The organism is Amycolatopsis sp. FBCC-B4732 (assembly GCF_023008405.1).
Classification (GTDB): Bacteria; Actinomycetota; Actinomycetes; order Mycobacteriales; family Pseudonocardiaceae; genus Amycolatopsis; species Amycolatopsis pretoriensis_A.
In genome coordinates, this window is the sequence record NZ_CP095376.1 from 1,501,997 (window position 1) to 1,521,718 (window position 19,722).

General features: G+C 72.7%; 22 protein-coding genes and 1 pseudogene. 11 read left to right on the forward strand and 12 right to left on the reverse strand.

All coding sequences use genetic code 11. The features are described 5' to 3' along the window. Positions 1 to 161 precede the first annotated feature (161 nt). Complete coding sequence (locus tag MUY14_RS06120; protein ID WP_247021678.1) at positions 162 to 1,529, forward strand: tannase/feruloyl esterase family alpha/beta hydrolase; 1,368 nt, start codon at positions 162 to 164, stop codon at positions 1,527 to 1,529. 252 nt (positions 1,530 to 1,781) lie between these two features. On the opposite strand, the gene MUY14_RS06125 is transcribed toward MUY14_RS06120, so the two are convergent. Then, positions 1,782 to 2,123 carry a glycoside hydrolase family 6 protein gene (locus MUY14_RS06125; protein WP_247025070.1) on the reverse strand — a complete coding sequence of 114 codons (342 nt, stop codon included), beginning with the start codon at positions 2,121 to 2,123 and terminating at the stop codon, positions 1,782 to 1,784. Positions 2,124 to 2,211: 88 nt separating this feature from the next. Next, positions 2,212 to 2,508 (reverse strand): annotated as a pseudogene (locus tag MUY14_RS06130) (endoglucanase); the annotation flags it as partial. A gap of 243 nt (positions 2,509 to 2,751) precedes the next feature. On the opposite strand from MUY14_RS06130, the gene MUY14_RS06135 reads away from it, so the two are divergent. Next, on the forward strand, positions 2,752 to 3,150 hold the full coding sequence (locus MUY14_RS06135; protein WP_247021680.1) for a hypothetical protein: 399 nt from the start codon (positions 2,752 to 2,754) through the stop codon (positions 3,148 to 3,150). A gap of 2 nt (positions 3,151 to 3,152) precedes the next feature. Here MUY14_RS06135 and MUY14_RS06140 read toward each other — a convergent pair whose 3' ends face one another. Genes MUY14_RS06140 through MUY14_RS06150 form a run of 3 tightly spaced genes read right to left on the reverse strand, consistent with a single transcriptional unit; the run spans position 3,153 to position 6,258 of the window. Continuing rightward, positions 3,153 to 4,139, reverse strand: coding sequence for a hypothetical protein (locus tag MUY14_RS06140; RefSeq protein WP_247021682.1), 987 nt, complete (start codon positions 4,137 to 4,139; stop codon positions 3,153 to 3,155). After that, positions 4,136 to 5,380 (reverse strand): MFS transporter, encoded by a 1,245-nt coding sequence (locus tag MUY14_RS06145; protein ID WP_247021685.1) that lies wholly within the window; start codon positions 5,378 to 5,380, stop codon positions 4,136 to 4,138. Before MUY14_RS06145 ends, MUY14_RS06140 begins: the two co-directional genes overlap by 4 nt. Before the next feature lie 5 nt (positions 5,381 to 5,385). Continuing rightward, positions 5,386 to 6,258, reverse strand: coding sequence for an alkaline phosphatase family protein (locus MUY14_RS06150; protein WP_247021687.1), 873 nt, complete (start codon positions 6,256 to 6,258; stop codon positions 5,386 to 5,388). Positions 6,259 to 6,495: 237 nt separating this feature from the next. On the opposite strand from MUY14_RS06150, the gene MUY14_RS06155 reads away from it, so the two are divergent. Genes MUY14_RS06155 through MUY14_RS06175 form a run of 5 tightly spaced genes read left to right on the forward strand, consistent with a single transcriptional unit; the run spans position 6,496 to position 9,641 of the window. Next, on the forward strand, positions 6,496 to 6,750 hold the full coding sequence (locus tag MUY14_RS06155; RefSeq protein WP_247021689.1) for a hypothetical protein: 255 nt from the start codon (positions 6,496 to 6,498) through the stop codon (positions 6,748 to 6,750). Further along, positions 6,747 to 7,757: an FAD:protein FMN transferase gene (locus tag MUY14_RS06160; RefSeq protein WP_247021690.1), complete on the forward strand. Its 1,011-nt coding sequence runs from the start codon at positions 6,747 to 6,749 to the stop codon at positions 7,755 to 7,757. The genes MUY14_RS06155 and MUY14_RS06160 overlap by 4 nt, the downstream gene beginning before the upstream one ends. Beyond that, positions 7,754 to 8,323, forward strand: a complete 570-nt coding sequence (locus MUY14_RS06165; protein WP_247021692.1) for a ferric reductase-like transmembrane domain-containing protein — start codon at positions 7,754 to 7,756, stop codon at positions 8,321 to 8,323. The genes MUY14_RS06160 and MUY14_RS06165 overlap by 4 nt, the downstream gene beginning before the upstream one ends. Continuing rightward, on the forward strand, positions 8,320 to 9,450 hold the full coding sequence (locus tag MUY14_RS06170) for an NADH-ubiquinone oxidoreductase-F iron-sulfur binding region domain-containing protein (RefSeq protein WP_247021694.1): 1,131 nt from the start codon (positions 8,320 to 8,322) through the stop codon (positions 9,448 to 9,450). Before MUY14_RS06165 ends, MUY14_RS06170 begins: the two co-directional genes overlap by 4 nt. Next, complete coding sequence (locus MUY14_RS06175) at positions 9,447 to 9,641, forward strand: ferredoxin (RefSeq protein WP_247021696.1); 195 nt, start codon at positions 9,447 to 9,449, stop codon at positions 9,639 to 9,641. The genes MUY14_RS06170 and MUY14_RS06175 overlap by 4 nt, the downstream gene beginning before the upstream one ends. A 65-nt stretch (positions 9,642 to 9,706) precedes the next feature. On the opposite strand, the gene MUY14_RS06180 is transcribed toward MUY14_RS06175, so the two are convergent. After that, positions 9,707 to 10,912, reverse strand: coding sequence for a glycosyltransferase (locus tag MUY14_RS06180; protein WP_247025071.1), 1,206 nt, complete (start codon positions 10,910 to 10,912; stop codon positions 9,707 to 9,709). A gap of 250 nt (positions 10,913 to 11,162) precedes the next feature. On the opposite strand from MUY14_RS06180, the gene MUY14_RS06185 reads away from it, so the two are divergent. After that, complete coding sequence (locus MUY14_RS06185) at positions 11,163 to 11,486, forward strand: STAS domain-containing protein (RefSeq protein ID WP_247021698.1); 324 nt, start codon at positions 11,163 to 11,165, stop codon at positions 11,484 to 11,486. Here the strand turns inward: MUY14_RS06185 and MUY14_RS06190 are convergent. The 6 genes from MUY14_RS06190 to MUY14_RS06215 form a co-directional block, all read right to left on the reverse strand. Further along, positions 11,483 to 11,791 carry a protease inhibitor I42 family protein gene (locus tag MUY14_RS06190; RefSeq protein WP_247021700.1) on the reverse strand — a complete coding sequence of 103 codons (309 nt, stop codon included), beginning with the start codon at positions 11,789 to 11,791 and terminating at the stop codon, positions 11,483 to 11,485. The genes MUY14_RS06185 and MUY14_RS06190 overlap by 4 nt on opposite strands. 4 nt (positions 11,792 to 11,795) lie before the next feature. Further along, the gene (locus tag MUY14_RS06195) at positions 11,796 to 12,212 is read right to left on the reverse strand and encodes a hypothetical protein (protein ID WP_247021702.1); all 417 of its coding nucleotides are present in this window, start codon (positions 12,210 to 12,212) and stop codon (positions 11,796 to 11,798) included. Positions 12,213 to 12,221: 9 nt separating this feature from the next. Then, positions 12,222 to 13,352, reverse strand: a complete 1,131-nt coding sequence (locus MUY14_RS06200; RefSeq protein WP_247021704.1) for a C1 family peptidase — start codon at positions 13,350 to 13,352, stop codon at positions 12,222 to 12,224. 137 nt (positions 13,353 to 13,489) lie between these two features. Continuing rightward, complete coding sequence (locus MUY14_RS06205) at positions 13,490 to 13,780, reverse strand: hypothetical protein (RefSeq protein ID WP_247021706.1); 291 nt, start codon at positions 13,778 to 13,780, stop codon at positions 13,490 to 13,492. A 218-nt stretch (positions 13,781 to 13,998) separates the two neighbouring features. Further along, entirely contained in the window at positions 13,999 to 15,960 is a 1,962-nt protein-coding gene (locus MUY14_RS06210) for a serine/threonine-protein kinase (protein WP_247021708.1), read from the reverse strand. Positions 15,961 to 16,021: 61 nt separating this feature from the next. After that, entirely contained in the window at positions 16,022 to 16,981 is a 960-nt protein-coding gene (locus MUY14_RS06215; protein WP_247021710.1) for an SDR family NAD(P)-dependent oxidoreductase, read from the reverse strand. 105 nt (positions 16,982 to 17,086) lie between these two features. Between MUY14_RS06215 and MUY14_RS06220 the strand changes: the two genes are divergently transcribed. From MUY14_RS06220 to MUY14_RS06230, 3 genes are all read left to right on the forward strand, one after another. After that, on the forward strand, positions 17,087 to 17,632 hold the full coding sequence (locus tag MUY14_RS06220; protein WP_247021712.1) for a DUF6069 family protein: 546 nt from the start codon (positions 17,087 to 17,089) through the stop codon (positions 17,630 to 17,632). After that, positions 17,632 to 18,048: a nitroreductase/quinone reductase family protein gene (locus MUY14_RS06225; protein ID WP_247021714.1), complete on the forward strand. Its 417-nt coding sequence runs from the start codon at positions 17,632 to 17,634 to the stop codon at positions 18,046 to 18,048. Before MUY14_RS06220 ends, MUY14_RS06225 begins: the two co-directional genes overlap by 1 nt. 73 nt (positions 18,049 to 18,121) lie before the next feature. Then, positions 18,122 to 19,699, forward strand: a complete 1,578-nt coding sequence (locus tag MUY14_RS06230) for a hypothetical protein (protein WP_247021716.1) — start codon at positions 18,122 to 18,124, stop codon at positions 19,697 to 19,699. Positions 19,700 to 19,722 lie beyond the last annotated feature (23 nt).

Genomic DNA, 19,722 nt, shown 5'->3' on the forward strand with positions numbered 1-19,722 from the left:
TCGTCGTTGAGAGGGTTTCCCGCGACGCTAAGTCGGACCGGCGGCGGGGACCATGTGGCCGTCCACCACATCGGCGCCGGAATTCATGGTGCCCGGCGGGGTGGCTCTCCGGCGGTGCGGACGCTTGAGTTCTGTCTCATCGACGAGACCGGAGGTGGACCGTGCGCGGTTGGCTGACCTGGGTACTGGCGGGTGCGCTCGCGGCGGCGCTGCCCGCGACGGCGTCGGCTTCGGCCGGGCGCTGCCGGGCGGAGGTGCCCGGCGCGGAGAAGTCCGTCGCGGTGTGCCTGGACGACCTGACGACGACCGGCACGCTGAAGTCCGGCCACACGGTCGAAGCCGATTGGGCCGGCTTGACGTCGGCGGGACTCCCGTCGCCGAGCGGCGTCCCGGGCGTCCAGGTCGACGGGTACTTCCCGGACTCCTCGACGTCGAACGCGAACAACGGCTGGAACCACGACTCCCAGTTCGTGCTGCGGATGCCCGACCGCTGGAACGGCGGCCTCGTCGTGGCCGGTTCGCCCGGCGTCCGCCGCCAGTACGCGAACGACCGCGCGATCGGCGACCAGGCACTGGCCGAGGGCTACGCCTTCGCCGCCACCGACAAGGGCAACACCGGCGCGGCGTTCTACACCGACGGCGTCCGCCCGGGCGACGCGCTGGCGGAGTGGAACACGCGCGTCACGCAGCTGACGCTCGCCGCCCGCGGCGCGCTGACCCGCCACTACGGCCGCCCGCCGGCGAGGACGCTGGCGGCCGGGCTGTCCAACGGCGGATACCTCGTCCGGTGGCAGCTGGAGAACCGGCCGTGGCTCTACGCCGGGGGCGTCGACTGGGAGGGGACGCTGTGGCGTGCCGATGGACCGAACCTGTTCACGTTCCTGCCCCCGGCCCTGCGGGCGTACCCGGCTTACGCGGCGGGGTCGCCGGCCGCCCACCAGTCCATTTTGGACGCGGGCTTCGCGCCGGGCTCGGAGTTCCTGTGGGACTACCACTACCGCGTCTACTGGGACCTGACCCAGCGGATCTACCGCGAGGAGGCCGACCCGTCGTTCGACGGCGCGGTTCTGGCCGGAACCCCTTTCTGCGCTTCGGGAACGCCGGCGTGTGACGCGGATTATGCGTACTCGTCCCGGCCTGCTTCGGTGGTGCGGGCGGTGGAGCGGATTTCGCTGACGGGGCGGATCGGGAAGCCGTTGCTGACGCTGCACGGGACGTGGGACACGCTGCTGCCGATCACGCGCGATTCCGACGTCTACGACCGGATGATCAGTGCGTCCGGGCGCGGGCCGCTGCACCGGTACTACCGCATCGAGGGCGGCAACCACGTCGACGGCCTGGTCGACCAGTACCCGGACCGGTTGCGGCCGTTGGGCCCGTGCTTCCGGACGGCGTTCGACGCGCTCGCGGGCTGGCTGCGCGGGGTGCGCCCGCCGGCGTCGGCGACGATCGCCCGCCCCGCCGGAGCGACCCCGGCCGAGCTGGCGACCTCGTGCGACCTGGGTCGGGGGCGGGTCACTCCGGGGTGACGCCGCCGCCTTTCGCGATCGAGCCGGCGGGCCAGACCGCTCCGCGAACCGGACGTTGACGAAGTACCCGGTCCGGCCGAATTCGCTGTCGCCGAACTCCGCCGCCGCGCTCTTCCAGCCGGTGTCGAACGCGTCGCGGTGGTCGGCTCGCGTGCCGCCCCGCAGGATCGCGGCCCCCACGAGAACGGGCGTGGGCGAGCGCCGTCGGTGCCGGGAACCGTGCGTCATCCCACCACGCCAGGAGCGCCCGGGTCAGTCGCCCTTGAGCAGGTGGTTCGCCAATGCCGGGCTGAACGTCCCGGCCGGCACGCCCGTCCCGTAGCCGCAGCTGCCGTCCGAGTCGCCCGGGACCTTGATCCACAGCTGCAGCTCCGGGCCGCCGCCTGGCTGGGACGTCGCGCCCAGCTTGCGCTTGGGCGGGTTGCCCCACTCCGGATCCGTGCCGTGGCCGGCGCCGTTGCGGCTCGTGTCGACCACGAACGGGGCCGCGTACCCGAGGGCCGAGCCGACCGCTTTGCCGTAGGTGGTCGATTCGGCCGTGGTGGAGAAGTTCGACACGTTGAGCACGAAGCCGTGGATCGACTGGACGCCCACCTGCTTCAACCGGGACGCCGCGGTAGGCCTGAGGGCCGCCCGCGCCGCCGGTCGACTCGCCGCCGCAGTCGCGGCCCGGGATGTTGTAGGCGACCAGGACCGGGAGCTTGTCGGCGTAGGTGTACTTGTCGACAGCGGTGCGGATGTCGCCGCTCCAGGTGCCGAACCAGCGGGCGCCGGGCTTCGTCGCGATCGACGTCCGGATCGGGCCCGCGAGGGTGTCGGACGGGTGGTCGCGGACCCAGACCGCCGGGTTCGAGTCGGGGTCGACGTGGAAGCCGTTCGTCTTCTCGAGCGGGTTGCCGTCCGCGGCGAGGGCCGGGGGCGCGGGGGCGAGGCCGGTCAGCGCGAGCGCGGCGGCCACGAGCCAGGTCGAAATGCGCATTCCGCGAGTTTGCCGACCGGGTGTACACGGGCCGTACGAAACAAAAGTGAACCGGCTGCGCCGCGCGTCCGTACTACCTGGTGAGGGGCCTGTTTCCGGCTACCCCGAAACCGGTCCTGAGCTGCGGGGGTCTGGGGTCCGCGAAATTCGTTCACGTCGAATAGCCAGGTGTCGGCCATGCTTCGGAAGAACCGTCCGTCCGGAAGTGAACGCCATGCTGCTACCCGTCGCCGAGGCCGCCTGATGGCCGCGGACCTGCCCGGCCTCGCCATCGTCGCCGGCCTGCTGCTCCCGGCGCTGGCCGCCGCGGCCTGGGCGATCGCCCTCGAGCGGCGCACGCGCCGCGGCCCCGACGAGCCGGACGAGGAGCCGGACTGGACGGTGGCCGGCATCCAGGCGCGCCTGCGCTTCGAGCAGTCGGCGCGCCGGGTCGCGGAGGCGGGCACGATCGCGCTGCCGACCCTGCCGATCCCGCGGCAGACGGGCCCCGAGTCCTCGCTGGACGGGCTGCCGTGGCGGACGCCCCGCACCCTCCCGCCCCCGCGCCCGATGGGCCGCGTGCCGGCGCCGCAGCTGGCGTTCGCGGCCCCCGACACCGACCTGATGCGCCGCATCCTGGACGGCCTCCGCAAGATGGACTGACTTCAGGGGCCGGCCGTCAACGCCGCCGGCGACTCCGCCTCCGGGATGAGCAGCCGGGGCGCACCCGTGCCGTCCGCCGGCACCGACCAGACGTCCGCGTGGCCCGGCGCCCGGGGTACGCCGTAGCCGATCGTGTGGTCGTCGAGCCAGGCCGGCTGGTCGTCGACGCTGCGGGTCTCCGCCAGCGGTGTCACCGTCGACGCCGCCAGGTCCAGCACCGACAGCCGCCAGCCGCGGGCCGGGTCGCCGTCCACCGCGGACTTGAACGCCACCCGCGTGCCGTCCGGGGACAGCGACGGGCACTCGACGTTCTCCCGCAGCGTGCGGATCGTGTGCGCGGCGAAGTCGCCCGCGACGAGGTACCGGTGCCCGGCCGAGGACATGGTCGCGTAGAAGTGGCGGTCGTCGGCGGTGAACGTGACGCCCCAGAAGTTGAGGTCGGCCGCCTGGTAGGGCTTGCCGTCGACGGTCACCGCGTAGTCCTCGAGCGTGCCGGCCAGGTCGCCGGTCGCGGTGTCCAGGATGCCGGCGCGGGTGGAGAACATGCCGCCGTTGTAGGAGTCGCCGGTGACGAACACCGTCCACGCGAGCATCCGGCCGCTGCCCGACACCCGCGCCCGGTTCGGCAGCCCGACCAGCGGGATCTCCCGCTTCGACGCCAGCCCCGCGTCGAGCACCACCAGCTGGTAGGTGGTCAGGTCGCCGTCCGGGCGCAGGCAGAGCCCGGTGCCGCCGGCGGCGTACACCCGGCTGCACGACAGCGGCGACACGGTCCGCGGCCCGCCCGGGTCGGTGGTCGGCACGGTGGCGACGTGGCCGCGGTCGGCGTCGGCCGTGCTGCGGAACAGCAGTCGCGGGCCGGGGGAGAGGCTGACCGCGCCGGTCGCGGTGCCGGCGTGGCCGCGCGCGCTCGCGAACCCGACGTACGCGATCGCCGCCCCGGCCAGCACGAGCACGCCGGCGACGGCGATCAGGATCCGGACCTTCATGCGGTGGCCTTCCGTGGCGAGAGGACGGCGAACGTCACGCCGATCGCGACCACGGCCCCGCCCGCGGCGACGCCGATCGCGCGCTCGGGACCCCAGAACTGCCAGGCCAGTCCGAAGAGGACGGACGAGGTGAAGTACGCGAGCGCCTGGACGGTCTGCACGAGGGAGATCCCCGTGGTGCGCAACGATTCCGGCAGCAGCGGACCGGCCAGCGCCATCAGCACGCCGTCGGTCGCCGCGTAGAAGGCGCCGTACAACGCCAGCGCCGCGGCGATGAGCGGCCACCCGGACACCGGCCCGGCCAGCAGCAGGTAGACGACGGCCAGCGCGCCGTAGCCGCCGAGCACCACGGGCAGCCGCCCGATCCGGTCGGCCAGCGCGCCCAGCGGCGCGGCGAGCAGCAGGTAGCTGAGGTTCGTGCCGACCGCGAGCAGCGGGAACCAGCCGGTGGCGATGTCCTCCTCGTGCTGCAGCAGCAGGTAGACGAACCCGTCGCCGACCGTGGCCAGCCCGAGCACGCACGCCGCCACCAGCAGCCGTCGCACGCCGCTGCCGCGCAGCAACGCCGCCGCCGCGCGCGGGGTGACCGGGTTCGCGGCCGCTTTCGGCGTCCGGTGGTCGCGGACGAACAGCACCAGCAGCAGCACGCCGATCGCGGCGACGCAGAAGCTGACGACGAACACGGCGTCGAAGGCTTCGGGTTCGGCGGCGCCGACCGCGGCGAGCACGGCGAGCGCGACGAGCGGGCCGGCGAACGCGCCCACGCTGTCCATCGCGCGGTGCACGCCGAAGGCCCGGCCGAGCAGGGGTTCGGGCGCGGACAACGTGATCAGCGCGTCGCGCGGGGCCGTCCGCAGCCCCTTGCCGGTGCGGTCGAGCGTGATGACCGCGCCGATCGCGGCCGCCGACGCCCCGGCCGCGAGCAGCCCGAGCTTCGCCACCGCGGACAGCGCGTACCCCGCGCCGGCCACCACCTTTCGCCGCCGGACCCGGTCGGCGACGTAGCCGCCGGCGATCCGCAGCACCGCCGTCGCGCCGGTGTAGAGGCCGTCGAACAGCCCGTACGCGGCGGGGCTCAGGTGCAGGCCGAGCACCAGGTAGACCGGCAGGACCGCGGTGACCATCTCCGAGGAGACGTCGGTGACCAGGCTGACCGCGCCGAGCGCGAAGACGTTCGCGCCGACCGCCGAGAGCTTGCCCTTCGCGGCGTGCTCTCGGCGGCCGATGGTGGAGAGGTACACGCGGGTTACTGCCAGACGTCGAGGATCGGCGACTTGCTCGCGGCGCCGCCGATGCCCGGCAGGCCGTAGGACGCCTCGATCGTGCGCAGCACGGTGTAGTGGTTGATCGATTCGCTGTAGCTGCCGACCTTGACGTGGGCGCCGGTGAAGCTGGTGAAGATCTGGTTGACCGACGTGCCGCTGTCCTCGTCGAAGGTGGTGATCAGCAGGCTGTTGTGGGTCTTGGCCCACTGCGCGTAGGCGTCGAGGTGGTTCTTCAGCCAGGTGTCGCCGGTACCGACGCTGCAATCGTGCATGTCGTTGCACATGTCGGGCGTGACGAACGAAACGGTCGGCAGCTGGGTGAAGTCGGCGGGGAAGCTCGAGTACCGGACGTTGCTCGCGGCGGGGACGTTGGAGAAGTCCACCCAGCTGTTGTGCTTGCGCCGGTAGGTGCCGCTCGAACAACCGGTGTAGCCGTCGGACGGCATGGCTTCGGAGTAGCCCTTGAACGACTTGCCCGCACCGATCAGCTGCTGGCCGAGGTTGGCCTTGGCGCCGAGGTTCGCGGGGCAGCTGTCGTCGGTGACGCCCTGCGTCGCGCCGGAGAAGAGGGCGACGTAGTTGGGCTGGCTCGGGTGGGTGATCGCGAACGAGTTGGTGAACTTCGCGCTCTGCGAGGCGAGGGAATTGAAGTAGGGCGCGCTGGAGCTGCCGTTGATCGAGGAGTACTTCTTGTTCTCGAACATCACCAGGACGATGTGGTCGAACGCGGGCACGGCCGCCGCGGTCGGCTGCACGGCGGGCTCCGCCGTCCGGGTGACGACCGCGGTCGTGACCGCGCCCGCGGTGACCAGAGCGGCGGCGGCGAACACGGCGGCGATCCGCTTGCGGATCATGGGTCCTCCAGCGTGTGGTGGGAGAGGGCGCCTCATGATGCCCACCGCGGAGGGCCGCTGCGTGCCGTGTCGTGGTCCGGTTCGTGAACACCTGGAAACCCTCCGGCGGACAACGGAAAGAGTGGGTTAATGCCTTTCCGGTGTCAACCTCCTTTGGTAGGTGTCCACAATGGCCGGTCAGGGAGTTGACAGGTCGTTCCCAGCTCGCTCAAAGGAACGCGGCCGAGACTCGTTCCCATGGACCCCTCGACCACCGCCAGGACCGCTCACCGGGAACGGGGCCGCCGCAAGGCCGCCCTGGTCACGGCGACGGCCGCCCTGCTGGGCGCGGCCGCCGCCGGCGCGATCGGCTTCGGCCTGTCGACGGCGAACGCGGACACCTCGCAGACGACCACCACGACCGATTCCGGAGACCAGGACCAGCTGCAGGCCCCGGACAACGGCCTGAGCTCCGGTTCGGGCTCCGCGCACACGGGATCGGGGGCGTCGTGACGACCGCGGCGACGGCGTTCCGCGCCCTCGGCACGACGGCGGAGCTGCTGGTCACCGACCCGGCCCGGCTGGGTGCGGCGACCGAGCTCCTGCACGGGGAACTGGCGGCGATCGACCTCGCGTGCAGCCGGTTCCGGCCGGACTCGGAGATCTCGCGGTTGCACGAGGCCGCGGGCCGGCAGGTGCGGGTGAGCCCGCTGCTGGCGGAGGCTCTGGGTGTCGCGCTGCGGGCGGCCCGGGTGAGTGACGGGCTGGTCGACCTCACGGTGGGGGACGCGGTGCGCGAGCTGGGCTACGACCGCGACTTCGCCAAGGTGGCGGGGCGCGTCGATGCCGCCGAGGCCGGGCGGGCACCGGGCGCAGCTGACTTGACCGCTTCCGAGCGTGCCGTCGGCGGCTCCGACCTCGCGGCGGCACCCGCCGCGGCCGCCGATTCCGCTTCGCCCAAGCCCGCTCCCGGCTGGCACCGCGTGCTCTTCGATCCCGTCCGACGACTCGTCGTCCTGCCCCGCGGTGTCCGCCTCGACCTCGGCGCCACCGCGAAAGCCCTCGCCGCCGACCGGGCCGCGCGGCGGATCCACTCCGTCGTCGGCTGCGGGACCCTCGTCAACCTCGGTGGCGACCTGCGCGCCGCCGGGCGGCCGCCGGCCGGGGGGTGGCAGGTCGCGCTGGCCGACGACCACGCCGGTGCCGTCGCCTCCCCGGACGCCACCGTCGCGCTGCACCGGGACTTCGCCTTGGCCAGCTCGGGGATCACCCGGCGGCGCTGGCGGCGTGGTGGCCGGACGGTGCACCACATCGTCGACCCGCGCACCGGCGACGTCCCGGAACCCCGCTGGCGCACCGCGAGCGTCGCTGCGAAGTCCACTGTGGACGCCAACACGGCGGCCACCGCGGCGATCGTGCTCGGCGCCGCCGCACCGGAGTGGCTGGCCCGGCGGCGGCTGCCTGCGCGGCTCGTCGGCGTCGGCGGCGACGTCGTCACCACGCCCGGGTGGCCGTCGTGAGCACCGCCGTCTGGTACTTCAGCCGCGCGACCGGGCTCGTGTCGCTGGTGCTCTTCACCGGCGTCGTCGTGCTCGGCGCGCTCGGCGCCGGCCGGTTCGCGACGCCCGCGTGGCCGCGGTTCACCGTCGCCGCCGTGCACCGGAACCTCGCGCTGACCAGTCTCACCTTCCTCGCCGTGCACATCGCGTCGGCGATCCTCGACGGCTACGTCCCGCTGAGCTGGCTCGACGTCGTGCTCCCGTTCGGCGCGGGCTACCAGCCGTTCTGGGTGGGCCTCGGCGCCGTCGCGATCGACCTGCTGCTCGCGATCGTCGTCACCAGCCTGGTCCGGACCCGCCTGCCCGCGCGGGTGTGGCGCGCCGTGCACTGGTCGGCCTACCTGTGCTGGCCGGTCGCGCTGGTGCACGGCATCGGCATGGCCGAGGACGACGCCGTGCGCGGCTGGATCGTCGCGCTCGACGTGCTGTGCGCGCTGGCCGTGCTCGGCGCCGTCGCCTACCGCGCCGGCGTGAAGCACGCCGACACCGAAACCCGCAAGCTCTCGCCGCTGGGAGGCACCCGATGAGCATCCTGCCCCCGCACCGGCTCGACCTGGCCGGTCACCGGCGCCGCAACGGCGTCGTCCCCTGGGTCGCCTACCACGGCGACGACGGCCGCGACCGGCTGGTGGAAGCCGTCGAAGCGGCCGGCCTGCGCGGCCGGGGCGGCGGCGGCTTCCCGACGGCGGTGAAGCTGCGCGCGGCCCGGTCGCGACGCTCGATCGTCGTCGCGAACGGCTGCGAAGGCGACCCGCTCAGCCGGAAGGACGCCGCGCTGCTGGCCTTGTCACCGCACCTGGTGGTGGACGGCCTGCAGCTTGCCGCGCACGCGATCGGCGCCACCGAGACCGTGCTGTGCGTGGACACGGGCAGCCCGGTGCTGCCGAGCGTGACCGCGGCGCTGGCCGAGCGCGACGACCGCGTGCCGGTGCGGATCGCGGAGATCCCACGGCGGTACGTCGCTAGCGAGGAGAGCGCGCTGGTCCACTTCCTGACGTCCGGCGACGCGCGGCCGCTGGGCAAGGAGCCGCGGCCCGCCGAACGCGGGGTGCGGGGCCGCCCGACGCTGGTGGACAACGTCGAAACGCTGGCGCAGCTCGCTTCGGCGGTGCTGCTCGGCCCGCACCACTACCGCGCCGCGCGCACGGACCTGGTGACGGTGACCGGCGCGGTCCGCACCCCCGGCGTCGTCGAGCTCCCGGCGGGCCCGTCCCTGACGGCGGTGCTGGCCGCGGCGGGCGGCGAAACCGAGCCGCTGCAGGCGGTCCTCGTCGGCGGTTACGGCGGCACCTGGACGACCGACCTGCGCCTCGGGCTGTCGGGAATCCCCGCGGTGTACGCACTTCCGGCGAGCGCGTGCGGGCTGGAGTACACGGCGAAGGTGCTGGCGTTCCTCGCGGCGGAGTCGGCCCGGCAGTGCGGCCCGTGCATGTTCGGCCTGCCGTCGATCGCGGCGGACTTCGCGGAACTGGTGCGCGGCGGCCCTGCGGTGCACCGGCTGGCCCACCGCCTCCCGCTGCTGACCGGCCGCGGCGCGTGCGCCCACCCGGACGGCGCGGCCCGGCTGGCGGCGAGCGCGCTGCGCACGTTCGGCGCGGACGTCACCACCCACCAGGCCGGTGGCCGGTGCCGGGTGCTGGAGGGAGTGGCGTGAAGCTCTCGGTGGACCCGATCGCCTGCCGCGGCCACGGGCTGTGCGCGGACCTGCTGCCGGAGCTCGTCCGGCTGGACGAGTGGGGTTACCCGGTAGTGGCGGCGGGGCCGGTGCCGCCGGAGCTGGCGGCGGAGACCCGCCGCGCGGCAAACGCTTGCCCGGCACTGGCGTTGCGGTTGCGGAAGGCGTGATCCGCCGGTTCCGCGCCGGGCGTCGAGGACTTCGACGCTCGATCAGCCGAACGGGAACCGGTGACTCAGGCGGACGTCAGCGGCGCCGTCGCCAGCAGGTGGCTCGCCGCCACGCTCGCCCCATCCGCACGGACCTCGCCCGCGAACCGGCGTGCCCGGGCCGCCACCTCCGGGCGCAGCGCGACCTCCAGCGCCGCCGTCAACGCGGCCCCGGCCGGCACGCCCGGCTCCGTCGCTGCGCCGATGCCCAGCGTGCCGACGCGGGCGGCGAAGTAGTGCTGGTCGTACATCTGCGGCGCCACCACCTGGGGCGCGCCCGCGCTGGCCGCCGCCGTCGTCGTGCCCGCGCCGCCGTGGTGGACGACCGCCGCCACCCGGCGGAACAGCGCCTGCTGGTTCACCTCGCCGACGCCGAAGCAGTCCGGGGCGCCGGGCGCGGCGAGGTCCGCCCAGCCGCGGGCGATGACCGCCCGGCGGCCGTGGGCGCGGGCCGACGCCAGCATCGACTCGGCGAGCTCGCCCGGAGCGCGCATGCTGCCAAACCCGAAGTACACCGGTGGCTCGCCCGCGTCGAGGAACTCCTCGAGCCCGGGTGGCAGCGGGCGCTCGTCCGGCCAGATCCATGCGCCCGTTCGGACGATCCTGGTGTCACCCGGTTCGGGCCACGGCGCCAGCGCCGCGTCGGCCGCCAGCCACGGCCGGTCGGAGAACACGTGCGTCGGCAGGTCGGCGACGGGCGGCTGGCCGGCCGCCGCGCGGTGCTCGTCGACCCGGGCACCGAAGAATGTGTTCCAGCGGTCCGCGTCTTCGGCCCAAAGGGCGCGGTTTTCCGCCTTTCCGGGCGACCGCCACGGCATCGGCGGCGGCGCGTGCAGATCCGACGGCAGGGTGATCGGGCAGAAACTCGCGTAGACGTAGGCGGCGCCGCGGCGCTCGGCGATCGAGCGGGCGGCGAACTGCAGGGCCCCGGCCGCGACCAGGACGTCACAGCCCTCGGCCGCGGCCCCGATCGTCTCGAACTGGGTCGTCACGGTGTCCTCGGCCGCCTTGCGGATCTGCTCCGGTGTCGGCGGAACCCGGTGCGCCGAAGCGGTTCCGCGCAGCGGCGGGCCGATCGGCACGACGTCGAACCCGAGCTCGTCGAGCCCGTCCCGGAAGTCGGGCGGCACGCACAGCCGGACGTCCTGCCCGAGCGCGCTCAGTTCCGAGGCCAGCGCCACCACCGGCTGCACTTCGCCCCGCGAGCCGATCGTGGACAGCAGCACGCGCATGGAAAATCCCCTCATCGGAAAATGGTGAGCCCGGATTGTGGACCCGCACCCGGGGCTTGCCGCAAGCCCCGGTGTCCGCTATATATTTGAATGGGGAGAGGGAATCCCGTGTCCTCTTCGACGTCTGATCGTGCTGCTTCCGGTGTGCTCTCCTGGCCCGCTCAGCCTGCGCCCACCCGGGGTCCTGCCGTAACCTTTGATGACCGAACCCGGACCCGGTGAGGAAAAACCCGGTCGGCAGGAGGTCAGGATGACACTTCGCAGCGTGCTCCTCGAAGACGAGGTCATCCTGTCCGTCGACGGGGTCTTCGACGGCGGCTTGGCCCCCACCTACCACCAGGCGATCGAAGACGCCTTCGCCGAGGCGGTCCGCCGCATCGTCGTGGACCTCACGATGGCCACGGCGGTCGACGGCGGCGGCATCGCGGTGCTGGCCGCGACGGCGGCGGGCTGCACGGCCCGCGAGACGCAGCTGATCATCGCGATGCCGCGGGGCGTCGAGGCCGTCATCACGGATCCGGCCCAGGTCAGGCTGCTCCTGCGCAGCTTCGAACCCTGGCAGGACGCCGGCTAGCGGACCCGCACGGTGAACCGGAAGCGGTGCAGCTCGCTCTCCGGCGCCCACGGCCGCGCGTGCCGCGCCACCAGCGTCGTCTCACCCGGCTCGTCCGCGTGCAGGACGAACCGGTGTTCGCCGGTGCCGCCGGCCCGGTCCGCCACCGGGTGGAGGGTCTCTTCGACCACTCGCAGCGGCGGTTCCGGGCCGTCGAGCACCCACTGGTAGCCGGTGCCCGCGTTCTCGGGCAGGCGCAGCTCCAGCCGTTCGCCGGGCGCGACGTCCGCCGCCGCGCCGTCGGCTTCGAGCGTGATCACCCGCACGGGCTCACCACAGGTAGATCTCGTGGATGAAGCCGTCGGCGGCCTCGGGATAGGTGACCGAGCCGCTCAGTTTCGCCGACGTGGCGAGCATCAACAGCGCTTCGTGCACGCCGTCGCTGTTCGTCGCGAGGCGCTTCCAGCCGACGCCGTCGACGAACGCGTAGCCGTTGCGGGCGGCGTTGTTCGTCCAGAGGGCGAGCACCTTCTTGTTCGACTGCCACGCCGCGGCCGTGGTGACCGGGGCGGCGGCCCGCGCGGCGCCCGGCGGGCTCAGCACCGGTTCGGCGCTCGGCTCGGCGGCGACGGTGGCCGTCGTCGCCGCGGTCAGCTGGTCGGGGGTGAGCGGCTGGGGCGCGTTGTCCGGGCTGGCGGCCGGGGCCACCGCCACGGGAGCGCTGGACGGACTGGTCGATGTGGCCATCGCGGGCTCCTAGAAGACGTAGGTCTCGATGATCGTGCCGTTGTTGCTGAACGCGTTGACCGGACGGCCACCCTGCTTCGCGGCGATCAGCTCGATCAGCATCGCCTTGTTGACCACTTCGCTGTCCGCGGCCAGGTGCAGCCAGCCCATGTTCTGCAGGTACGCCCAGGTGTTGCGCTCCTGGTCGTTGCTCCAGAGGCCGAGCACCGACGTCGAGCCGGTCCACGAGCGCAGGTTCACCGCGCCGACCTGGTGGACCTGCCAGGTCTCGATGCCGCACTCGCCGTAGGCGATTCGGAAGAAGCCGCCGTCGCCCCAGCTGGTGCTCCAGCTGTTCTTCGCGATCCAGCAGCCCTGGCTGTCGTCGTAGCCGACGAGCGTCACGCAGTGACCGCCGGCGAGCGAGCCGGTGACGTGCCGGTAGACGCCGGTCTTGTAGGAGAAGAAGTCCTGGTACACCAGGAAACACGCGACGAGCGCGCCGCGCGCGGCCAGCTGTTCTTTCATCGCCGCGGGGTTGCCGGTCAACGCCGCGTACGACGGCGTGGTCGCGAGCCGGTTCGGCCAGTCGGCGTTCAGCTTGGCGGCGGAGCGGTTGCGCGGGCTGTACGGGAAGTAGTCCTCGTACGTGATGCCGACGTCGTGGCAGAACTTCAGCGCCCGGTCGGGCATCCAGCCGGTGTCGCAGGTCGCGCCGTCGTTCGCGCCGTGGGTGTAGAACAGGTGCGCTTCGGACAGGTCGAGCTGCAGGCCGGGCTGCCCGCGCGTGAACGCGGCGACGGTTTCGATCGTGGCGGCCGTGCCGAAGGAAACGCAGGAACCGCAGTCGCCCTGGTCCTTCACCGGCGTGACGTAGTTGGCGCCACCGGTGTTGCGGCTGTCGAACTGCGCGGCGGCGCCGGCTCCGGAAACGGCGGTGGCGCGGGCGGCTTCACCCTGGGCGAGGGATTTCGCCGTCGATTCGAGGTCGTGCCGCTCGGCTTCCGGGGGCAGCGGGACACCCAGCCGGTGGCGGCGCTGGTCCTCTTCGAGGATGGTCATGGAGTTCTCGCCCATGACCCACGGATGGCCCTGCGCGGCGAGTTCCGTGCGGACCCGGTCGAGTTCGACCGGTGACGCGGGGGTTGCGGGATCGGCCATGATGACTCCCCAATCTTCGACGCCTCACGCGGCGGTGGCCGTGCCCGATCGGTTCTACTCCCGCCGCGGTCGTGGTCACCAGAGCGGTCATCCTTTTGCCGAGGAGCAGTTTTGTGGCGACCGGAAAATTGTGGCTGTCAAGAAATCTCGACGCGGTCGGCGATTTCGGAAACGTCTTCCCGGCCGGACAGTTCTTCGGCGAAGATGGTGTCGATCTTCCGGCTCGCGGTCCGCAGTTTCGCGAAGCCCGCCCCGAGCAGCACGAGCACGACGAGCACCGCCGGCGGCCAGATCGCCCCGGCGGTGATCAGTGCCGAAGCGGCGAAAACCGCCCGGCCGGTGACCCGGTGCCACGCGGGACGGGGCTTGGCGTGCCGTCCGCGCGGGCTGTGGGCAACGGGCCGCGCGAGGGCAGCGTGGACACTCATCCAGACCTCCGGAATTTCATCGAACCGGCCGGGACGGGGATTCCCGGCGGAGGCGCCCGCTCGTTCGGCGCCACCGGATGTGTCGAGGTGGGAGGCGTTCCGGTTACCGGTCGTTATTGTTTCGAGTCCGAATTCGGGAAAGGGGGTTCGCGATTGTTTCGGCGGCTATTCCACACCAGGGCCGTTAGGCCCGGATCGGCGCGCCGGAGGTCCCGCGCTCAGGTGTCGTCGTGCCCGCCGGCGCCCTTCCCCTTGCCGCGGGTTTCCCCCTTGCCGATCTTGCCCGGCTTGGTGGTGGGCGGCGCGGAGCGGGTGGGAGTCGGGTGGGTGACGGCGGCGGGTTCGAGCGAGGGAGGGGTGGCCGACGGCCGCGGTTGCTGCTGCGGATCGGGAGTACCCCGGTCGGCGAGCGGCCCGGACGTGGCGGAGGAGGCGGAGGGGGCGGTGGCCACCGGCGCGGGCGGTTGCGCGGGGGTGGTGGTCCCGGTGTTCCGCTGGGTGAGGAGGCCACCGAGGACGGCGGCGACGGCCACGGTGGCGAGGGCCCCGGCGACGGCCATCCGACGGCGTCGCGCGGGCCGCGGGTCGGCGGTGGGGGAGGTGAGGAGAGCGGTGTCGGGGTGCGCGACGGCAGGGGAGCCGCGCTCGGCGGCGGACGCGGCAGCAGCGGAGCCGGGCTTGGCGGCGGCAGGTGCGTTGCTCGGGTGGCGGTTGCCGATGTGGTGGTCGGGCTCGGCGGCGGCAGGTGCGTCGTTTGGGTGGCGGTTGCCGATGTGGTGGTCGGGCTCGGCGGCGGCAGGTGCGTCGTTCGGGTGGCGGCCGCCGATGCGGTGGCCGGGCTCGGCGGCAGGTGTTGCACCGCTCCGGTGGTGGCCGGCTTGGGCGGCGGTGCCGGCGGCGTCTTGGCCGGGCTCGGCGGCTGGGGCCGCGCCGGCGCCTGGGGCACGGTGGTGCGGCTCGGCAGCGGGGACCGCGTCACTCGGGTGCTGACCGCTCCGGGCCGCCTCGGCGGCTGGGGCTGCGCCGGCGGCCGGGGCCCAGTGGTGCGGCTCGGCGGCGGGGAGCTCGCCGCTCGGGTGGTGGCTGGATCGGGGGGCTTCGGCGGTGGTGCCCTCGGTGCGGTGGCGAGGCTCGGCCGAGGCCGTTCCCTGGTCGCCTCGGGCGGTGCCGGGAATCGATGCCGCCGCGAGGTCGGTGGCCGCCCCTGCCGCGAGCTTCGCCGGCGTCACCACCTTCAGCCGGCGGCGCCACAACGGCCGCCGGATGAACTGGGTCACCGGCGCCGGTGAGCGCAGCAGCTCGCGCACCTCCTCCGCCGTCGGCCGGTCGCGTGGCTCGCGGCGGGTCATCCGGCGCAACGTGTGTGCCAGCGACGCCGGTACGTCCGCCGGGATCCGCGGTGGCCGGCTGAGGCGGGCCATCGCCGCCTCCACCATCGTGCCCGCGTACTCGCGTTCGCCCGTCAGGCACTCCAGCAGGATCAGGCCCAGCGCGTACACGTCCGCCGGTGGCCCGGCCGGCTCGCCGCTGACCTGCTCTGGAGCCAGGTATGCCGCCGTGCCCGGGACCACGCCCGTGCCCGTGATGTGCGTCGTGTCCAGGGCGTGCGCGATGCCGAAGTCGCCGATCAGCGGGCCGGCCGCGGAGAGGAACACGTTGGCCGGCTTCAGGTCGCGGTGGACGACGCGGCGGGCGTGGACGTGGGCCAGCGCTTCCACCAGCCCGTCCGCCAGCTCCACGACTTCGGCCGCCGGCATCGGGCCGCTGAGCAGGCGTTCCGCCAGGTTTTCGCCCTCGACCAGCTGCATCACCAGGAACGTGCGGCCGTTGTCGTTGCCGCTGTCGAGCAGCGCCACCACGCCCGGGTGGCTGATGCTGGCCTGGATGGTCGTCTCGCGCAGCCGGCGCCGCTGGTCCACCGGCATCGCGTCGCGGTCGTAGATCTTGACGGCGACCTCGCGCTCCAGCCGGAGGTCGTAAGCGCGGTAGACGCGGGCCGTGCCGCCGCTGCCGATCAGCCTGCCGACCTCGTAGCGGCCGGCCAGCAGGGTGGGCGGCCGCTCGTCGTCCGGCTCCCGGCGCGGCCCGGTCGTGAACTCACTCAGTACGTAGCGAGCACACGTGACGTCGTCCGAGGCGCCCGCCGTAGGGCTCCCCGCTCTCCCGGCTTCGTCGGCCACGGGCGCCAGATACCCGGAACGCGTGCGCGGCAAACGTCGGAAGATCACCGGAAACGGGCGTTCACCGGCCCGCGAACGCGTCCACCCCGGTGAGCTGCGCGGACAGCGTCCACAAGCGAGCGGCCTGTTCGCGGTCCACAGCGTACGTACGGACGCCCGCGGCGCCGGCCTCCCCGGTGTCCTCCGGGAGCAGCTCGGCGACGTCGCAGTCCTCGAGGTACAGCCCGCCGAGCCCGGCCAGCTGCGGTGACGTCGCGGCCCACACCGTCGTCGCGGCGCCCTGCTCCGGCGTCTTGAACGCCATCAGGGTGTTCCCGGCCTCGTCGATCCAGCCCCGCTCGACCATCTCCGCCCGCGGCAGGTGCCGCTGCAGCGGCGTCATGATGCCGCCCGGGTGCAGCGCGAACGCGTGGACGCCCTTCGCGGCGCCCAGCTCGTCGAGCCGGACGGCGAACAGCACGTTGGCCGTCTTGGCCTGCCCGTAGGCCGCCCACTTGTCGTAGCCGCGCTCGAACTGGACGTCGTCCCAGCGGATCGGCGAGTTGTGGTGGCCGCGCGAGGAAAGCGAGATCACGCGCGCGCCGTCGGCGATCGCCGGCCACAGCCGGTTGACCAGCGCGAAGTGGCCGAGGTGGTTGGTCGCGAACTGGGCCTCCCAGCCCGGGCCGACGCGGGTTTCGGGGCAGGCCATGACGCCCGCGTTGCCGATGAAGAGGTCGATCCGCCGCCCGGTGCCGAGGAACCGCTCGGCGAAGCCACGGACGCTGTCGAGGTCGCCCAGGTCCAGTTCGTCGACCTCCGCCAGGCCGTCCAGCGCCGCTTCGGCGGTCGCGCTGCGGCGGGCCGGGACGACGACGTGCGCGCCGGCGCCGGTCAGCGCGCGGGTGGTTTCGAGGCCGATCCCGGAGTAACCGCCGGTGACGACGGCGAGCTTCCCGGTGAGGTCGATGCCCGCGACGGCTTCGGCCGCGGTGGTGCCGGCGCCGAAGCCCGAGCCGATCTTGTGCTGTGCGGTGCTCATGCACCCGACGGTAAAACCTGGAGTGCGCTCCAGCGCAAATCGCGGCCGGGGCCGAAACAGGGGACAATCGGGGACGAGAGGCGCAGCCGACCTAGGAAGGCTCTGATGGCCGACTACTACGGGAACCAGCCCCAGGACGTCCGTCCGGGGATCGACGCGCGCCGGCTGTGGGCGGGCGGCGTGGCGACGGCGGTGGTCGCGGCCCTGCTCGCCGTCGTCGGGCTGCTGATCGCGCGTGGCATCTTCGAGGTCGAAGTGCTCGCCCCAAAAGGCGAGGGCGTCTGGGGCAACGCGAGCACCACGACGTACGCGCTGGTCGCCGCCGCGGTGGCCCTGCTCGCCACCGGGCTGATGCACCTGCTGAGCGTGGCGACGCCGGCGCCGTCCCAGTTCTTCGGCTGGATCATGGTGCTGGTCACACTCATCGCCGTGGTGCTGCCGCTGACCCTCACGGTGGCGCCGAGCGCGAAGATCGCGACGGCCGTGATCAACCTGGTGCTCGGCCTGGCCATCGCGATGGTGGTCAACAGCATGGCGGCCAGCGCCCGGACCCTGCACCGGCGCCGCCGCGAGCAGAAGACGGCCCCGCCGCCGCCGACGCAGCAGCAGTGGACCCAGCAGGACCCGCCGACCCGGTACTACGACCGGTGATGGACATCCAGGAGACGAACCGCCGCGTGATCCGGCAGTTCCGCGCGGGCGGCGAGGTCGAGGGCATGCACCGCGAGCGCCTGGTGCTCCTGACGACGACGGGCCGCCGCACGGGCGAGCCCCGCACGGTCCCGATGATGGTCCACCACGACGGCGCGCGGTTGCTGGTGGTGGCGTCCAACATCGGCGCGCCGAAGCACCCGGACTGGTACCTGAACCTGGCGGACGACCCGCGGGTGAAGGTGGAGGTGGACGGCCGGGAGTTCGACGGAGAGGCCCTGCCGCTGCTGGGCGCGGACTACGTACGGGCGTGGACGGAGCTGGAGCAGCACTACCCGTTCCTGGCCGAGCACCGGGAAAAGGCCCGGCAGGCGCGCCGGGTCATCCCCATCGTGGAGCTGTCCGAAGAGGACTGAACCTGGTCGATCCGGTGGTCCGCGTTCGGTTCCCGGGCGTATCACCTTCGAGCGAAGGAGCGACTAGGCCGGTGTGACCGAGGATGTCTCGCGTGGGCTGGCTGACCTGAACGACCTCGAACGCGCGCTCGTGGACGCGGCGCGTACCGGTACGACGTTGACGTGCGGCGCTGCCGATTCCGGTGAGCCGGGCGAGACCGGTGATCCGAGCCGCTCGATTCGCGCGCAGTTGCTGCGAGAGTTGGTGCTCGGCCGGCACGGCCCAGTGGATCCTCGGGGCATCCGCCTCACGGGCGCCCGGATCACCGGGGTGGTCGACCTCGACAACGTGGCTGCCTGCGCGGGGATGAAGCTGGCCGGGTGCTTGTTCGAGGAACGAGTCACCGCCTGGAACGCGCGGCTGCCGTGGCTGGACTTGACGTCCTCGTGGCTTCCGGGGTTCCGCGGGAATTTGATCGATGTCGAAGCCGGGCTTTGGCTGACCGGCACCGTCATCGTCGGTTCCGGGAGCGGCGGCGCTGTCGGCCTTCACCGTGCTCGTATCAGGGGATCGCTCGATCTCAGCGACGCCCAGATCGTCAACGACAGCGGGGCTGCTGTCCGGGCCATCGGACTCGAAGTGACCGGTAGCGTGTTCATGTCCGCCGCCGAGTTGACCGGGACCGGAAGCCGAGGCGCCGTACAGCTGTTCGGAGCTCACATCGGTGGCATCCTCACAATGAGCTCGGCGAAGATCACCAACCGCAGCGGTAAGGCTCTGGTGGCCAGTCAACTCAGGGTCGAGGGGAACCTGAACTGTGAAGGGGTCAAGGCCTCCGGCGAAGACTTCGGTGGTGCGATTTCCCTGCTCGGTGCCCACGTGGGTGGCGACGCGTTCTTCCGGAACACCGAAATCACCAATCGATCAGGGCTGGCTCTGGATTTCGAGCACGCGCACGTGGTGGGGAAGGTCTTCCTCCTCCGCTCCACCTTGTGCTCGGAACCCGACGGTGCTGGGCGCTGTGAAGATCCGACGTTGGTCGATCTGAACGGATTCGAGTACGGCGCACTGGAGTCATCGCCTGGACAACCCGTCTCGTGGCAGGACTGGCTGCACATCATCCGCCACCACACGAAGTACTACCGGCCTGCGCCGTACCAGGCGCTGGCGAGCGTCGAACGCGGCGCGGGGCACGACGGCAACGTCCGACGGATCCTCATCGCCCAGCAGAAAGACCTCCACCAGCGTGCGCCGGATTCTTTGGGGAACCGGTCGACCCGGTGGTTCCACTGGCTTTGGGGAGCTCTGGCGGGCTACGGCTACCTCGCGCGGCGAACCGCGGTGGCGCTGTTCCTCGCGCTGATCACGGCAGGCGGCCTCGGTGCTTGGGCCGGACAGGTCGCCGAGGGCGGACATCACGTCGGAGAACGCGTGAGTTCTTTCAGCTCACCGGTCGGACTGCCGTGCACCACGGTGGAGCTCATCGGGCTCGGTCTAGATCGTGGGCTCCCGCTTGCTCCGACAGGTGTTCGCGCCCGTTGCGACCTCAACCCCGACACGAACGGGGCGGCCGCCTTCACTGTCGCGATCTGGCTTCTGCAAGCCGCGATCTGGGGGCTGGCGACCCTAGCTCTCGCCGGGTACACGGGATTGATCAGGAAACCCACGTGAGCTCCGTAATCAATCCCGTGGAG